Annotated in this window: 14 protein-coding genes; all 14 read right to left on the bottom strand. The window is 48.8% G+C overall.

Annotation, left to right across the window (positions count from 1 at the left end):
* Positions 1 to 438: 438 nt before the first annotated feature.
* On the bottom strand, positions 439 to 1431 hold the full coding sequence (gene oppF, locus ACZ5R2_RS07510) for a murein tripeptide/oligopeptide ABC transporter ATP binding protein OppF (RefSeq protein WP_464901677.1): 993 nt from the start codon (positions 1429 to 1431) through the stop codon (positions 439 to 441).
* Positions 1428 to 2399, bottom strand: a complete 972-nt coding sequence (oppD, locus tag ACZ5R2_RS07505) for an oligopeptide ABC transporter ATP-binding protein OppD (protein WP_464901676.1) — start codon at positions 2397 to 2399, stop codon at positions 1428 to 1430. Before oppD ends, oppF begins: the two co-directional genes overlap by 4 nt.
* Before the next feature lie 21 nt (positions 2400 to 2420).
* Entirely contained in the window at positions 2421 to 3323 is a 903-nt protein-coding gene (gene oppC, locus ACZ5R2_RS07500) for an oligopeptide ABC transporter permease OppC (RefSeq protein ID WP_438460757.1), read from the bottom strand.
* Positions 3324 to 3337: 14 nt separating this feature from the next.
* Complete coding sequence (gene oppB, locus ACZ5R2_RS07495) at positions 3338 to 4258, bottom strand: oligopeptide ABC transporter permease OppB (RefSeq protein WP_438460756.1); 921 nt, start codon at positions 4256 to 4258, stop codon at positions 3338 to 3340.
* 125 nt (positions 4259 to 4383) lie between these two features.
* Positions 4384 to 6045 (bottom strand): ABC transporter substrate-binding protein, encoded by a 1662-nt coding sequence (locus tag ACZ5R2_RS07490; protein WP_464901675.1) that lies wholly within the window; start codon positions 6043 to 6045, stop codon positions 4384 to 4386.
* A 633-nt stretch (positions 6046 to 6678) separates the two neighbouring features.
* Positions 6679 to 7212: a DUF3833 domain-containing protein gene (locus tag ACZ5R2_RS07485; RefSeq protein WP_464901674.1), complete on the bottom strand. Its 534-nt coding sequence runs from the start codon at positions 7210 to 7212 to the stop codon at positions 6679 to 6681.
* A gap of 1 nt (position 7213) precedes the next feature.
* Positions 7214 to 7756 carry a chalcone isomerase family protein gene (locus ACZ5R2_RS07480; protein WP_464901673.1) on the bottom strand — a complete coding sequence of 181 codons (543 nt, stop codon included), beginning with the start codon at positions 7754 to 7756 and terminating at the stop codon, positions 7214 to 7216.
* A 13-nt stretch (positions 7757 to 7769) separates the two neighbouring features.
* Positions 7770 to 8294, bottom strand: coding sequence for a DUF2878 domain-containing protein (locus ACZ5R2_RS07475; protein ID WP_464901672.1), 525 nt, complete (start codon positions 8292 to 8294; stop codon positions 7770 to 7772).
* A complete protein-coding gene (locus ACZ5R2_RS07470; RefSeq protein WP_464901671.1) occupies positions 8291 to 9529 on the bottom strand; it encodes a class I SAM-dependent methyltransferase in 1239 nt (412 codons plus the stop codon). Before ACZ5R2_RS07470 ends, ACZ5R2_RS07475 begins: the two co-directional genes overlap by 4 nt.
* Positions 9526 to 10335, bottom strand: a complete 810-nt coding sequence (locus ACZ5R2_RS07465; RefSeq protein WP_464901670.1) for a DUF1365 domain-containing protein — start codon at positions 10333 to 10335, stop codon at positions 9526 to 9528. Before ACZ5R2_RS07465 ends, ACZ5R2_RS07470 begins: the two co-directional genes overlap by 4 nt.
* Positions 10336 to 10346: 11 nt before the next feature.
* Positions 10347 to 11618, bottom strand: coding sequence for an NAD(P)/FAD-dependent oxidoreductase (locus ACZ5R2_RS07460; protein ID WP_464901669.1), 1272 nt, complete (start codon positions 11616 to 11618; stop codon positions 10347 to 10349).
* Between the two features lie 2 nt (positions 11619 to 11620).
* Complete coding sequence (locus ACZ5R2_RS07455) at positions 11621 to 12355, bottom strand: SDR family NAD(P)-dependent oxidoreductase (protein ID WP_464901668.1); 735 nt, start codon at positions 12353 to 12355, stop codon at positions 11621 to 11623.
* Complete coding sequence (locus ACZ5R2_RS07450; RefSeq protein WP_464901667.1) at positions 12352 to 12774, bottom strand: nuclear transport factor 2 family protein; 423 nt, start codon at positions 12772 to 12774, stop codon at positions 12352 to 12354. Before ACZ5R2_RS07450 ends, ACZ5R2_RS07455 begins: the two co-directional genes overlap by 4 nt.
* Positions 12775 to 12990: 216 nt before the next feature.
* Positions 12991 to 16941, bottom strand: a complete 3951-nt coding sequence (pulA, locus tag ACZ5R2_RS07445; RefSeq protein WP_464901666.1) for a pullulanase-type alpha-1,6-glucosidase — start codon at positions 16939 to 16941, stop codon at positions 12991 to 12993.
* Positions 16942 to 17527 lie beyond the last annotated feature (586 nt).

The raw sequence follows: 17527 nt of genomic DNA, 5'->3' as shown, positions 1-17527 counted from the left end.
AATTTAAATTTATCGATATTCTCAATGTAGCTTTTAAGCTTACGAACAGGTGGCGTGTAGTGGTCAATTAAAGGTAGCCACCTTTGGATTACAAAACCTAATGCGAACTTTTGAAGTTACCTCACCGACTGTAACTTGTCTCAACTCATTTCAGGGCAAAGGCATGTTTGTTATCAGTGTTCCACATTACCTCAACTAATAGACGAGTATAGAAAAAGTCACAATCTATATTGCAAGTGGCCAATCTTTTTGAAATCGATCAGACCTTAGTGTCTTCGCGCAAGATCTTCCCTTTGAATTGCGAGTATGCTAGGACTCCTCGCTACTTGGAACGAAGTGTAATTCGTACCCCGCCCCTCTTTTTTCCGAAAGGAAAAAAAAGCGCGGCTTCCGAGGAATGCCGCGCTTAAGCCTGTCACAGGCTGAATCGGTAATTAATTAAACTGCAACGTGCAAGCAAGATACGGCGTGGACATCACTGCCTTGTATGGTTGGCTTGCGCTTGGCGCACTCGTCCGTTGCTTGTGGGCAGCGGGTGCGGAATACGCAGCCTGATGGCGGGTTGATTGGTGATGGGAGATCGCCCTCAAGCATCTCAATCTTCTTGTTGCGCTCGATTTTAGGGTCAGGGATCGGTACGGCTGACATCAAAGCGCGGGTGTATGGGTGCTTTGGCTCAGAGAACAGCGCGTCGGCCTCACCAAGCTCAACCGCATTACCGAGATACATCACCAACACACGATCTGAGATGTGCTTAACCACAGAGAGATCGTGAGCAATAAACACCAACGACAAACCAAACTCATTTTGCAGCTCTTTAAGCAGATTGACTACCTGAGCTTGAATCGATACATCGAGCGCCGACACTGGCTCATCACAGATGATCATCTTCGGCTTCAAGATAAGTGCACGCGCAATACCAATACGCTGACACTGGCCCCCAGAAAATTCATGTGGGTAGCGGTTAATCACGTTAGGCAGCAAGCCTACGCGCGCCATCATCTCTTTAACCTGCGCCTTCACTTCGTCTTTAGACAAAGACGGGTAGAAGGTACGCAGTGGCTCGGCAATAATATCGCCCACAGTCATACGCGGGTTAAGCGATGCAAGCGGGTCTTGGAAGATCATCTGCATCTCTTTGCGAGTATCGCGGCGCTCAACCTCTTTCATCTTGGTCACATCTTGACCAAGCCAAACCACCTCACCGTCGGTGGCTTCTACTAGGCCGATGATCGCACGAGCGAAGGTTGACTTACCACAGCCCGACTCCCCCACTACGCCAAGGGTCTCACCCTCGTAAAGGCGAATACCGACACCATCGACGGCTTTCAGGTTTGCCGGTTTGCTCCATGGCCAAGCCGACTTTGATGCGATGCTAAAGTGCACTTTCAAATCTTTTACATCGAGTAGTAGTTTCTTTTCTGCGCTCATTTTGCCCAAGCCTCCCAATCAGAAAAACATGCACGCTGACGGTCTTGACCAAATGGCTGCAAGATAGGTGCTTCTTGTTTACAACGATCCGTCACACGGTGACAACGCTCTTGATAAGGGCAGCCCGGTGGCAGACGCAACAAGTTTGGTGGGTTGCCTGGAATTGTCGGCAAAGATTCGCCTACGATATCCAAGCGAGGGATTGCTTTGAGCAGCCCCTCAGCGTACGGGTGACTTGGGTTATAGAAGATATCATCTACCGTACCGTACTCCATGGTACGACCGGCATACATCACCAATACCTTGTCACACGAGCCTGCGACCACACCCAGATCGTGAGTGATCATAATGATCGCGGTGTTGAATTCGGTTTTAAGCTCGTTAAGCAGATCCATGATCTGGGCTTGGACCGTCACGTCAAGCGCGGTGGTCGGCTCATCAGCAATCAACAGCTTCGGACGACACAACAGCGCCATTGCGATCATCACACGCTGGCGCATACCGCCTGAGAATTCGTGTGGGTACATAGTGATACGCTTGCGCGCCTCTGGGATCTTCACCGCTTCAAGCATGCGTACCGATTCTTCAAATGCCTCGGCTTTGCCCATCCCCTTGTGCAGCATCAGCACTTCCATTAGCTGATCGCTGACCTTCATGTAAGGATTGAGCGAGGTCATTGGGTCTTGGAAGATCATCGCGATCTGCTCAGCACGAACCTTATTCAGCTCTTTCTCTGGCAGGTTTAGGATCTCACGACCTTCAAATTTGGCACTACCCGAGATAATGCCGTTTTTGGCCAAAAGGCCCATAATCGAGAATACCGTTTGTGATTTGCCCGAGCCGGACTCACCCACGATACCCAATGTCTCACCTTGATTCAGTGAGAAGTTCAAATCATTGACTGCGGTGACAATACCATCTTGAGTAGTAAACTCGACACGCAAATCTTTAACGTCTAATAAGCTCATTGTTACTTCCTCAATCTTGTCTTAACGGTCTTTCGGGTCAAGCGCATCACGCAGACCATCACCCACATAGTTAAAGCAGAACAGGGTCACGACCATAAATAGCGCAGGGAAAATCAGCTGCCAAATCGCCACTTCCATGGTGTTCGCGCCCTCTTGCAATAGCGCACCCCAACTGGTCATCGGCTCTTGCACACCAAGGCCAAGGAACGATAGGAAGGATTCGGTCAAGATCATGCTTGGGATCAACAAGGTTGAGTACACTGCCACAATACCCAGTACATTCGGTACGATGTGACGAGTGATAATGTTCCATTTGCTCACGCCACAAACGTGCGCCGCTTCAATAAACTCTTTGCTGCGCAGGCTCAGTGTCTGACCGCGAACGATACGCGCCATATCCAGCCACGCAATTGCGCCAATCGCGACAAAGATCAATACGATATTACGGCCAAAGATGGTCACCAGTACGATAACTAGGAACATAAACGGCACCGCGTAGAGGATCTCGAGGATACGCATCATCACGCGATCCACCTTACCCCCGATAAAGCCCGATGCCGCGCCATACAGGGTACCAATCACTACGGCAACCAGCGCGCCCATAATGCCTACCATCAGTGACACACGCCCACCAACTAGGGTTCGTACGTACAAGTCGCGACCCAATGCGTCGGTACCAAACCAGTGCTTGAGCGATGGCGCTGAGTGAATCGCGTACCAATCGGTCTCGGCATAGCCAAATGGGGCAATCATCGGCAAGAAGATCACCGAGAGGGTCATCACAATCAGAATGATCAGGCTCGCCATCGCCGCTTTGTTACGCATAAAACGAATGCGCGCGTCTTGCCAAAGGCTGCGACCCTCGATCTCTAGGTTTTCTGAGAATTTTTCGATCGCATCTAAATTTTCTTTTTTCGTCAACATGTCAAAACTCCAACCTAGTAGCGAATCTTAGGATCAATGTAGGCCAATAGAATATCGACAACCGCATTGAACAAAATAAACAAGAAACCAATCAGGATGGTCACCCCCATCACCAGCGAGTAGTCGCGGTTAAAGGCGGCGTTAACAAACAGCTTACCGATCCCCGGCAGGCCAAAGATGGTCTCAATCACTACCGAGCCAGTAATGATGCCGACAAAGGCTGGTCCCATGTACGAGACAACGGGCAGTAAGGCAGGACGTAGGGCGTGCTTAAGAATAATGTAGCGGTAGCTCAGCCCTTTGGCACGTGCCGTGCGGATAAAGTTACTGTTAAGCGTCTCTATCATTGAGCCACGCGTGATACGAGCAAACGTTGCCACGTAAAGTAGAGACATCCCAAGCACAGGCAGTGCCATATACTTGAACGAACCATCATGCCAGCCACCAGCCGGGAGCCAACCAAGGTTGATAGAGAAGACATAAATCAGAACCGGTGCCAACACAAAGGATGGCATCACTACCCCGAGCATGGCGGTGGCCATGATTGAATAGTCGAGCCAGGTATTTTGCCGCAGTGCAGCAATGGTGCCGACGCTGACCCCCATCAATACGGTAAAGATAAACGCGGCAAAGCCGACTTTCGCCGATACCGGCAGCGAGCTAGCGATAAGCTCATTTACGGTAAAGTCTTTGTATTTAAATGAAGGGCCGAAATCACCTTGAGCAATATTGCCAAGGTAAGTGAAATATTGCTCGATAACCGGCTTATCCAAGCCGTATTTTGCGTTGATATTGGCCATTACCTCAGGTGGTAGTGGGCGCTCGGTAGAGAATGGATTACCTGGCGCGAAACGCATAAGAAAGAAAGAAACCGTGATCAAAACCAACATGGTTGGAATCGCTTCAAAGATCCTTTTAGCAATGAATTTAAGCATAATCTCACTCTTCCAGTCTGTGACATATGTTAATTAGCAAGGTCTACTACCAAATCCGGGTAATAGAAAATCAAGGGCCTGCCATGACAGGCCCTAATTGTTATAGTTTTTAGCGTGATACGTGATTATTGCGCTTTGAGGTACAAGTCTTTTGAGAAGATCTTGTCTTCCGCATTGTTGCTTGGGAAACCACCGACTTGCGGCGACACTAGGCGAGATTTCACGTATTGGTAGATAGGAGCAATCGGCATGTCTTGCGCAAGCAGTTTCTCAGCTTCTAGATACAGTGCTTGGCGCTCTTCATCGCTAGTCGTAAGCATTGCACTCTCCATTACCTGGTCGTACTCTTCGCTAGCGTACTTTGGATCGTTTGAGGTGTTATTTGAGTGCATCAGCGTTAAGAAAGAAGAGGCCTCATTATAGTCACCACACCAACCAGCACGAGTTACATCAAAGTTACCCTGACGACGCGTATCTAGGTAGGTTTTCCACTCTTGGTTTTCAAGCGTTGCATCAACACCCAGTGCTTGTTTCCACATTGACTGTATGGCCGTAGCCACTTTACGATGGTTCTCACTGGTGTTGTATAGCAGGTTGAATTTAAGTGGGTTAGATGCATCAAAGCCTGCCTCAGCCAGTAGCTTCTTCGCCTCTTCAACACGCTCTTCCTGAGACAGCTCAGCGTAAGCTGGCATATCAGGGTTGAAGCCTGCGGTTACCTCTGGGGTTAGGAAGTAAGCTGGTTTTTCACCTTGGCCCATGATGATGTTTGATACCACATCGCGGTCGATGGCGTAAGACAGTGCAGTACGTACGCGCACGTCATCAAATGGTGCTTTTTCATTATTAAAGCCGTAGTAGTACGTACACAGGAAACCTTGAACCGATACTGACTCAGGGTGCTCTTTTTGTAGACGGCTGAAGTGCTCTATAGGCAGTTCGTCAGTGATGTGGATTTCACCCGATAGGAAGCGGTTCATCTCTGCAATTTGGTTTTCAATCGGCAGGAATGTCACTTTGTCTAGTGTGGTGTTGTCGTTATCCCAGTAGGTCTCACTACGTACAAGCTCAATACGCTCGTTGACAACCCAGTTATTCAACGTGAAGGCACCATTGCCAACAAAATTTCCAGGCTTGGTCCAGTTGTCGCCGTGTGCTTCAATCGTTTCACGGTGTACTGGCTTCATGGTGGTGTGACCCATCATTGCCACGAAGTATGGTAGGGCTTTCGTGGTTTTCAGCTCGAGTGTGTGCTCGTCGATAGCACGTACGCCCAGCGTTTCCTTGTCGGCTTCACCGGCAATGATCTCTTTGGCATTCTCAAGCGTGGTGTATTCGATGTACCAAGAGTAAGGAGACGCGGTTGCAGGATCAACAGCGCGCTTGAAGCTGTAAACGAAGTCTTCCGCCGTCACAGGATCGCCATTTGACCACTTAGCATCCTTACGCAGATTGAAAACGAAGGTTTTGTTGTCTTCTGTTTCCCAGCTCTCTGCAACACCAGGGATAGTGTTACCATCTGCATCTTGGTTTACTAGACCTTCCAGAAGATCACGAATAACGTGAGACTCTGGTACACCTTCCGTTTTGTGTGGGTCGATAGATGCAACCTCAGTACCATTACCGCGTACCAGCTCTTGGACAGCCGCTAGGCCAGATTCTGAAGTTTGAGATTGAGATTCAGGTTGAACCGCTTGTTTTTCTTCTGGCTTATCGCCACAACCAACAAGCGCAAGTGACAGGCCCGCACCCAAGAAGAGAGCGCGAGTAATTTTATTCTTATACATGCATTAAACTCCAAGTTATATTTTTGCATCCATGACTTCTGTAGCTGCCAGCTTGAACGAAAAGCTGCGGGCTTAGGCTGTATAAATGACCTAAAAATCCCTTCATCACCTACAGATAGAGCACACATTACCAATCACCGGAGTAATTTGCCACAAAAATGTAATCAAACGCACAATAATTTGCCCAATACCGCACATTGTCAGCATTTAATTCTACACCCAATGGCACACATCAACATTTACCACGCTAAAACAACAGGTTTTACAGTCAGATATATAAGTTGCGCTGATATTTTAGCCAATCTTGGCACTTTATCCTGTCTTTCGGCGCGTATTTTCAACATTAATCTAACAAATGGACTTTTCTACGCTACTTATCGCTACCAACACTGCAAGGCCTTTTGAAGAGCAAATTTATCGTTGGAAAAAAATATCACCTATTATCATTGAGTTACGCACATTCTTGTGACAGCCCAAAAAAGCAGCACAGCGCTATGATTTGACGCGAGAAACAATGTTAACGTCATCAATGTTAAAGCCATATAGTGGCGCAATATCGGCGTAAGAGAGGTCGACACTAGAGTGATGTTAGGGACGGGATAGTAAGGAAGACAGCAATCCTAAAACCGATGGCTATGGAGCATCGACCTTGGTGAAAAATAGCGTCACGGTGCCCACATCGACGCCAAATTTGCTGATGGTAGCGATGTTGAACATGTTGCGCTCATCTTGACGATACATCCAGTCATCGAAGGTCACCCTGTAAGTATCGCCGCTGACGGCTAGATCCATCTGGTAGCGCCAGTTGAGTGCGTTGCCAGATGCGACACCGGTAGCCTCACCCACCACATCGTCGGCAGTCCCTGTATATTGACCTGGGCCTTGGCGCGTAATGACCCAAATGCGCTGTGAAAGCTCCCCGTCGTCAAACACAAAGTCTTCAACCAAGGTCAAGGTTTGCCCATCAATCACACCAACAATGTCAACCTCGAAGCGGCGTGTCTGTTTGTCAGAGTAATCTTGGACCATGCCCCAAGCTTTTACCCGACCATCGAAAAAACCAAACAGATCAAAGTCCGGGCTAGTTTGCCCGTAATCATCAATATCTGCACTGCAACCGACACTCAGCGCAATGAAGAGCACAATTATGCTTTTGAATAGATTCATCTCATCCAGCCCTACTCAAACCAATTAGTTGACGACGCAACTTAGGATACTCGGTATTTGGCGAGAGCCAAATAGACAAGAACGCATCGCTCGCACGCTCGTCGGACAGACTACCGATAGACAGCCAATTGGTACTACCTGCAGCGCGGTACTCGAAATATCCCTGCTGACCGTCACTGACATAAACTAATCTGTCGCCCGGTGCGACGTCTGGATAAATGTTTTCCAGCTCGCCACTCCACTGCTGGATCTCCCTCTCTGAAAACCCAAGCTTTGCCCACTGATCTCGCGTGGCTTTAAGCAGATTTTCAGAAGATATATCGCGCTGATAAGTGATGGAGAGTGCCAAAGGATGTGGAGACACATCGTGCGATAAGCGATATTGCCCCTTTGGTGAATACAATTCTGATCGGTATACGTCGAAGAACAGCCAGGTCAGCTCCGCACTGCCGACACGCCCCCATGAGCGCCACTCTGCATCGGTTTGTAGAGCGGTAGGTTGAGCCACACTAAGGCAACTCCAAGTCAGTGTGAACAATAACATTAAGTTTCTCATATCACCCCCCAGTGTCCTTTTGCACTAATGGGAACCGTGCAATGAGGTATGATGCAATAGCTAGCAATAATACCCATTCAACAGCGAGGACACAGACAAAAGACACTATATTGAATGTCGTAGCCACTGCCCCGAACTTGAGTCCGGCGAGGTAACTTAAGCAACCACCCAACCCACCGAACATTATTACGAGTGGTTTCGGCAAACGGTTTAACCCCGGCAGCAAAACAAATGCGTAGAGTGAAAATGCCAGCCATAACAACAACAGCCAAGCGGGTATCCACGCCGACTCAAACACAAACAAGCCAACGAGAATATTGAAACTATCCACACTAAGGCCAATCGCCATGAATAGCAGCACGCCCTCGAGACGCAGCCAATAGGCGCGACTAATCAACCAGCCACCAAGTGCGAGCCCTAGCACCAATAACAGTAACCCACTCTCTCGGCCAAGAACCGCGATAAACCAAACGGTTTGAAACCAGATCGACACACTGATGAGCGGCTTTTGGACAAGCCAGTTCATGAGCGCTCAAAGGTCATCTGGACCGTGCTAATGCTTTTGGCCTTAAACCCTCCCTCGCAGTAGCACAGATAATAACGCCACATCCGAACAAAGCGCTCATCATAGCCTTGGGCGCGAACCTGCTGGATTTGCTGGTCAAACCTTGCGCGCCATTCATTCAGTGTTTGGGCATAATCACCGCCAATATCAAACACATCACGGATAACAAAATCACTGTGCCTGCTACTCACTTCAGCCAGCTTGGCAATCGAGGGAAGGAAGCCGCCCGGAAAGATGTATTTTTGGATAAAATCAACGTTGCGACTGTAGCTGTCATAACGCTGATCTGCGATGGTGATGGCTTGAATGGCAAAACGACCGCCCTTTTTCAGTAACGATTGACACTTTGCTACATAGGAAGCAAGAAACGCTTTACCAACTGCCTCAATCATCTCAATCGAGACCACCTTATCAAACTGTCCCTCAAGCAAGCGGTAGTCTTGTTTGAGCAGCGTGATTCGCTGCTCTAACCCTAAGGCCTCAATCTGCGTCTTCGCATATTGATACTGCTGCTCAGAAATCGTCGTGGTGGTCACTCTGCAGCCGTATTCCTGCGCCATGAAGATAGCCATTGCCCCCCATCCGGTACCTATTTCGAGCACGTGATCGTCACTCTTTAGCTCAAGTTGCTCGCACAAGCGCGCCATCTTATTCTTCTGAGCGCTCTCCAGTGTGTCGTGGGTGTTGAGATACAGCGCTGAAGAGTAAAGCATGTTTTTGTCAAGAAACAGGCGATAGAGATCATTGCCGAGATCATAGTGAGCATGGATATTCTTCTTCGACTGGCTGAGGGTGTTGCGTCTCAACCAGTGACCAAAGCGTACTGTCATTTGACCCAGCCAACTGGTGCGACTGCGCAGTGAGTCAAGAGTAGCTAGGTTCACGGCCATCAACTCCATTACGCTGGTTAAATCACCGCTGTCCCACCAACCGTCCATATAGGCCTCCCCGGCTGCAATACTGCCCCCTTGCAACAAGCGCGAGAAAAAGCGGCTGTCTTTGATCACCAAGGTCGCTTTTGGCTCAGTGGGGCGAGACTCACCGACTTTGGTCACGTGTTGCGGCTCTAGATAGCTTTCGATAATGGTCAACTGACCCTTGGGCAGTCGCTCAAGCCTACCGACTATCCATTCACGAGCACTGCGATCAATACGGGTCATGTTGGCTGGGAAGGTTAATGTCGTGGCATTAATCATTGGCAGCTCTCCTTATTATCAGGTCGAACATTCTTTTTGGGGTGTGAGTAGAGTGGCGCACGCTTGACATAAAGCTTGAGTGCTTGCCAATAAATACCCAACACAACCTTGAAGGTTTGGCTGGGAGTCTTCAGTAAAACACGCAGTAGCGACGACGATGTCAATGCTTGCTGCCGCATTGCCATCGTCGCATCGAAAACCTTATTTTTTGAGGCCGAACTGCCGGCATCCGAGCTTTCAGCACTATGGCACTCGGCGGTGTGGCACTCCAAATGAATCGACAGCCGCTTGCCCGGCGGCTTCAACTTCCAAATGTACTGCTGATTAATCGGGTTAAAAGGCGAGACATGAAAGGCTTTAGGATGCTGCCAGTTCGCTCCTTCCTCGCCCTGATCCGCTGGCAGGGCGTAATAGTGGCGCTCGTTCCACGGGGTGTTACTTACCTCTGCGAGCAAAAAACGCCAAGCCCCACTTTCGTCATACAGGTAATAAAAATTCACTGGGCTAAAAAATAGCCCTAGGTAGCGCAGGTGCACCACAGCCTCCACACGTCCGGACAAGCGCACTCCGGTTAGCTCAAAGACCTTGTCTTGTACCGCGGCCTTAAGTGGCCCTTGTCCAAGGTAATCATCGCGCTTAAAACGAGCCCAATGCCACCAGCGTTGACCAAAAACAAACACTTTCGACTGCAGCTGTTCGATTTCATCGAGGTCAATACAAGGCATAAACAGCGAGTAGCAAAGTTGGTGCTCAACGGGTGCCAAACGGCGATGACGAACTTCTCCTGTGTATAAGCGGCTATACATGATGTCGACTCCTACGCTGCCCCTTTGGCTGCTAGCGAGACACGGTTTATGCCAGAAATAACGTCAAGTGCACTACGCACTCCATCTTCGTGGAAGCCATTATGCCAATAGGCGCCGCAGTACCAGGTGCGATTCACCCCATTGACCTGCGACTTGTTTTGCGCTGCCGCGATCGACTCGCGTGTAAAGACCGGATGGTGGTAGGTGTAAGCATCGATTATTTTGTCTGAGTCGAGTGCATCAGAGCAATTAAGCGACACACATAACGTCTCTGGCGCATTGATATGTTGCAGGATGTTCATATTGTAGGTCAATGACGGCAAGCGCTGCTCCTGACCCTCTTCCCCACTTAGATGGTAGTTCCACGCCGCCCACGCCGCCGGCCTTGTCGGCAACAAACTGGTGTCTGTGTGCAGCACTACCTCGTTGGCTTGATACCGCATTGCCGACAAGATCTTACTTTCATCCTCATTCGGGTCGTCAAGCAGTCGCAATGCCTGGTCGCTGTGACAAGCAAAGATCACTTGATCGTAACGTTCTACTGCACCGTTGCTTTGTACCATGACCCCTGCAGCATCTCTCGCCACGCGAGTCACCGGAGCGTTAAGGCGAATGTTGGCTTTGAATTGCTCTGTCAGCGGTGCGATATACGCATCCGAGCCTCCCTCGATGACATACCATTGGGGTCGATTAACGATATCCAGCAAACCATGATTGAGGAAGAAACGTAAAAAGAAGCGCAGAGGAAATGCGCGCATGTCCGCCAGAGTCGAAGACCAGATCGCCGCTCCCATCGGCAAGATATAATTCTCGCTAAAGAAGGTGCTAAAACTATGCTGGCTGAGAAAATCACCAAGGGTCTCGTCTTGGGCACTGCTTTGTGCCTGCTGCTTCGCCAAGCGATTAAAGCAAATGATTTCAAAAATAAAACGATAAAAGCGAGGCGAGAACCAGTTGCTACGCTGAGCAAACAAGGTACTTAACGTATGACCGTTATATTCGAGACCATTGGCATCGTTGCGTACTGAAAAGCTCATGCTAGTGGGTCTACCCTTGACGCCTATCTCGTTCAAAAGCTGTATGAAATTAGGATAGGTGCGCTCATTATAGACAATAAAGCCAGTGTCGACCGTGACCAGCTCGCCTTGAACCACTACCCGTTTGGTTGCTGTATGCCCGCCGATGTAGTCATTGGCTTCATAAACGGTGATATCGTGCTCCTTAGCCAGGTAGTAGCCACACGTTAGCCCAGATATCCCACTGCCGATGATAGCGATTTTCATTGTTATTGCTCCTGTGAACCGACCAGCTTGGCGGTGATCAATGATTGCCAGCGATACGGTAAAGCACCGATCACGCGTAAAATCCAAGTAAACCGAGCAGGAAAATAAATATACTCACGCCCTTGCTCGAGACCCTCTCGGATCCGTTGCGACGCCTGCTCGACACTAACTAGCATTGGCATCGCGAAGTCATTTTTATCGGTGAGGGGGGTCTTGACGAATCCGGGAAAAATGAGTGAGACCTCGACCCCTTTGGCCGCGATATCATTACGATAACTTCTTGCAAAGTAACTCAATGCGGCTTTTGAGGCTCCATAGGCTTCTGAGCGAGTCAGAGCAACCTCACTGGCAATAGAGCCCACGAATGCTACCCGGTGACCACGCTCAAAAAGACTTTGGCATGCCTCGACACAGCGCACCACGCCAATGAAGTTGACATCCATTACCCGCTGCACGAGGTCGCTATCGACATGCCCATCGTTGATGTACTCGCAACTACCCGCATTGAACAACCACAGAATCGGCGTCTCTGACAACTCTGAAAATGCCTGCTCAACTTGGGTTTTGTCAGTCACATCAAAGCACAAGGTCGACATCTGCCCATCAAGTGCTGCAAGGTTTTCAAGCTGCGCTTGATTGCGACCACAGGCTATAACGTGCCACCCAGCCTGAAGATAATCACGTGCAAGCTGCAAGCCAATGCCTGACGTTGCCCCAGTGATGAGAACGGTGCTCATGACTGACCCAACTTGTGTTTGATAGCTGTGATCAAGCGCCCTAAAACTGGGAGTTTCTCATACAGCATCGCCCCCAAGTCGAAGTAATCGCGATGATGTATCACTTTTCCTTCAGCGAACTCAACGTAGGTGATACCCTCGACCTCAATTGGCTCACCGTTGGCCAATCTGGCGTGGGATAGACGCATCAACCAGCGAATGTAACCGTGATCACCCACTTGCTCTGCAGTATGAATATCAAATTGACAGCTATTAACACTGCGGTACATGGAAATAAAATATTGTTCGAGTGAATTAATGCCATGCATCCGATGAGCCGGATCCTCGAACACCACATCCTGATGGTAGATATTAGGGAGGGTATGCAAATTGCTCTTGTCGAGCTGTTGGTAAAAAGCCGCTACGCTATCGATGTCCATTATCGTTTACCCCTTAGCCGTCGTTAACTGTACAAGTTTATTTTTTGTACAACATACAAAACATAGTTCATGCCCGAAAAGTTATACAAGATTTTTTTTGTACAACTTTTCTTAACCTGCTTATACCGCAGTCAAATTTAGAACGATCAATCACACACAAACAAAAGCCCCACTCAAATGAGTGGGGCTTGCCTCAATTAAGGTATTGGCATCTGGTTAGTTTTTACTAACGATGAGCACTGGTGCACTCGGGTCTATGGCGTTCAGCGTGAAGCTATAAGTGCCATTTTCCGTCACTGCAAACGTGAGATTGCTGCTTTCATCGCCCGCGTCCATCACTAACTCAGTATCAAGCACAACACTACCCAGACCACCGAAGTTTGTGCTGGCTGTCCACCCTGCATCGGCTATCTTCATCTCATAGTCGCCTACGCTAAGGTCGATATCTAACCGGTAAACATCATTAGCCACATAGCTAAATTTAGCCACCTCAACGGGGTCCCACGATGTCACTGAGCCACGCAGATACAAGTCCGTATCACCAAAGGTTGGCATATCGGGTGCCACAACAACCGACACCATAGGAAGCTCGATAGTCGAATCTTGAACATGACTCGCATTGAGGGTGAAGGTGAACTTACCCGCCTCCTCAACATTGAGCACACAGTCGCCGGCGGTACCTAAATCAATGCTGGTGCCACTTTGTGTTGAGTTGTCACATCCTACATTCGGCACACTCCAACTTGGGTCTGCAAACTTAAACCCATACTCACCCACTTCAAGGAAACCGGTAACGGAGTACAGACCATTGCCAACAAAGCTCATTTGCCAGTTGTCATTGACAAGCCAGTCGTTCATACCGCCTCTGACATACACTGGATTGTTGCCATAAGGTGGGATGGAGTCGAGATCCTTGTTGCTGTTGTCAACCGCAAGACCATCGCCATTGGTTTGAACGAACACCGCCGTCGTCAATGCAGGCACAACAAAGCGCTCATCATCAAATGAGGCATCTTTAACAATACTGTCTGCCGAGCTTTGCTGCACTGGATGCAAGCTAAAGCCTGTCGCCCCTTCAATATCGAACTCTTGCGCCGTTGTGGTCGAGTTGAGCACCGTTACAATCGCGCTGTATTCGTCATTGAGTGAGAAGCCTGCGTTATCGATTGACATTACAATCAGTCCAAGCTCTTGGTCGAGACCGACATTTCTAAAGTCAACACGGTTCATTACCTCTGAAGCCGTTTCAAGACGGAATAGCTCGCTTGAACTGCGTATCGTCAGTAGCTCCATAAACTGCTGTTTGGTCAACTCAATATCATCGGTTGCTGGATTAGCCGTTGAATCCTGGATCAACTGTTGGATCAGTGACCAGTTATCACCGTCTTTGTCGTGCCGTGGCAAACCAACGTTCCAGTTGTTGTCATCGCCATTAAACTTAACACGGTTGAACCAATCGCCTGAGTCGTAGGAGTCACGCTGCATCGACTTAGAACGAAGCAGCTCAGAGCCCATGTGGATAAACGGGATGCCTTGACCCAGCATCACAGTCGATAGACCGACGGTTTGCATACGAGCACGCTCTGCAGAGCTGGTCCCAGCGGCAATCTTATAAGCATTGATATCCCAAAGGGTTTGGTTGTCGTGCTTAGACACATAGGAGATATTTTCTGAAGGGTGCTTGGTGTAGCCCGCTGGTGCACCGCCGTAGTCAACATCCTGGCCACGCATTGTGTTGCCTTCGTTATCAAGAATAACAAAGTCGGCTAGGTTGCCCGCCATACCCACGCGGATCAGGTCTTGGTTGTGCAGGAGATCAGACTCGCGATTGTCAATCTGTGCAGCCTCATCATTGATATAACCCGCATTACCAAAGCCCTGGTTGTAGCGCAGTGAGTGCATACCGTTACTGTCAACGCCGCCATCGAATGGGCTGCCACCACGCACTGCATCGCGCAGACGGTCTGAGAAGGTACCAATCTCTGTGCCTGCCATGTTGATCTGGGTGGCCTGCTCAAAGCGAGCGTTGTTTGCCACTTCACCAAAGTCCCAGCCTTCGCCGTAGAACAGGGTATTAGGATCGAGCTTGCGAACCTCTTCCAGCGCCTCAACCATCAGAGGCTTAGGTTGGTGTCCCATCAAGTCAAAGCGGAAACCATCCACGCGGTAATCATCTGCCCACACTTTGAGTGAGTCGACCATCAGCTTACCCATCATCAGGTGCTCGGTGGCGGTATTGTCACAACAAGTCGAAAGCTCGACATCGCCAGTGTTGGCATTCAAGCGGTGGTAGTACCCCGGAACAATCTTGTCTAACACTGACTTGTCGTTATCACCAGATGCATTGGTGTGGTTGTACACCACGTCCATGATAAGCTTGAGCCCCATATCATGGGTCGCTTTGACCATTTGACGAAACTCAAGGATACGTTGCGTTCCTTCCGCATTGGTTGCGTAGCTGCCCTCTGGCACCGTGTAGTGGAATGGGTCATAGCCCCAGTTAAAGCTATCAAGGCCACGCAGGTCGTCCATCAATGATTGCGCGTCGCCAGTCGATGGGTCGTAGCTTGCCAACAGATCTTCGATCACCGTTGCTGAATCGACATCACCACACACTGCCGCAGCGCTGTTTGCAGCACAGAGGTCACCGACGGTATCGGTGATATCGACCTGATTGGCCTCATCGACGGTCGCGATATCAAACGCAGGAAGAATATGTAGCGAGGTCAAACCAGCATCTTTAAGCGCTTGCAGGTGAGTCACTGACTCACGTTCTGGCTCTGTCAAAGCAAGGTACTTACCATTATACTCCGCCGTACCAAAGCGATCACTGAAGCTAAAGTCACGCAGGTGCGACTCATACAACACGTGGTCAACATCTTTGGTCACGGTTGGACGCTCATAACCCGGATCAGCCCAACCTTCTGGCATCAAGCTGGTGTCATTTAAGTCAACAACTTGTGAGTAAGTCGAGTTGGTTGATAGGCTCAGAGAGTAAGGGTCTGTCACTAGACGCGTTAAAATACTCTTGGTGGTTGGGTGGTAAACTGTGACACCATAACGGTAGTACTTACCTACGACGCCTGAAAGCATATCGCTGGCCCAAATGCCCGTTACCGGATCCACCGTCATAGTCACCGTTCGGTCGACGGTTTTGTCGTCTTCATAGATCACCAACTCGACACTCTGAGCAGTTGGTGCCCAGAGCTTGAATGTCGCATCATTACCTTCAACAATCGCACCGAGCTCTTCCGAGATAGCGTTACCTGCGTCTTTATCTGCAAACACCGCATCAAGCACACCCGCTTTTTGCACTTCTGTCGCTGCCAGAGTTTGTCCATTGGCACGGTAAGCCACCATCACGATCTGTGATTTAAGGATCTCGCGTAGAGTGGCATCATCAACGTTGATCTCAGCACTGGCAAGATCGGATAAGTGTGGGAAGCGCGACTTAAGATCGTCGCTCAATCCTGAGCCCTGCTCAAGCTCAACCACCGTGCCTCCTGAGACCTCTTTGGTTTCTTCATCCATCACGATATCGTTGGTTAGGCTGTAGCGCAGCTCAATGGTGTCTGCGCTGCTTGCAGACTCCCAAGCAATGGTCTTGTCATCTAACCAATGAGCCTTTTGGCCATCAATTGAGATAGGACGCTCAGCGATCGGGCTGTAGTACAGTTGGCTGCTGCCATGAAAACCAAATACCCCTCGTGAATCGTCTAGATTACGTAGCTCAACTTTCTGGTTGGCACTACCAAATGCCTTATCATCACCATTGTGTAGGATAAAGTTCATACACTCATGAGGGTCAGACGCATCAGGGTTGATTTTAAGTACATAGTAAGCCCCGTAGGTGCTATTGATACCCGTGGCTAAAAATGGTTTTTCCCACTCCGTACCGCCACTCGCAATGCCCATGGCCTCAAGGTCGGTACTGGTACACCCCTCACCATTCCATAGGTGCAGCCCCCAGCCATCGTAATTCGCTGAGCGAGCTTCATCGGCATCACGCTTGTAATAAATTACAACCTCATTTTCACTAGCAGGGTATAGGTCATCCGGCTCTCCGCCGCCACCCGGTTTATCATCATCACTACCACAGCCTGACAGTGCGAAGGCGGCAAACATTGGCATGGTATATTTAGCCAGTGTACTTATTCTTATTTCCATTAACTTAGCCCTATTCTTTCTTAATATTTTTATTGTTGCGTTTTGCTGTTTACTTGATGAAAAAGCAAATGTGGGTACAGCAAAATAACAATTGCAAAGCACGAGAAAATAGTAATAACAAGTGGAAATAACAGTTTGTGACCTAGGTATAACAACAGCACTATCTTATTAAAATATGCGAATCTTCAATAAAAGGTCACATTTTGTAGATCTACAATTAATGATTGAACTCAAAAAAACCTCTACGCCCTTCTCCTCCCTGTCCTTATGATATATCCACCCTAGCCAGTCATCCCTGAGCACTCAACTCACACTTTGTACTAACAAGCATATACCTAAAATATTCCCTCACTGTATTTAGACAGTTATAAAAGAGTGCCAGTTTTCGAACAACCTGCAGTAAATTAATAGCCAAGCCTCCAATATGACAAGACTAAATTTATAGTCAGTACTATATTTCATTTATTATTCACTAGCTTAGTATATGCACCCTTAATCCATGTGTGACCTTGAGTTATTTCTGAAATATATTATTGTGTTTCTGAGAACTCTTTAACGTAGTGACATTGACTAAATACGTAATGGC

Source organism: Vibrio sabulosilitoris (assembly GCF_055391395.1).
The sequence above is the reverse complement of the archived record's forward strand: the minus strand, read 5'-3'. Positions and strand labels throughout refer to the sequence as shown.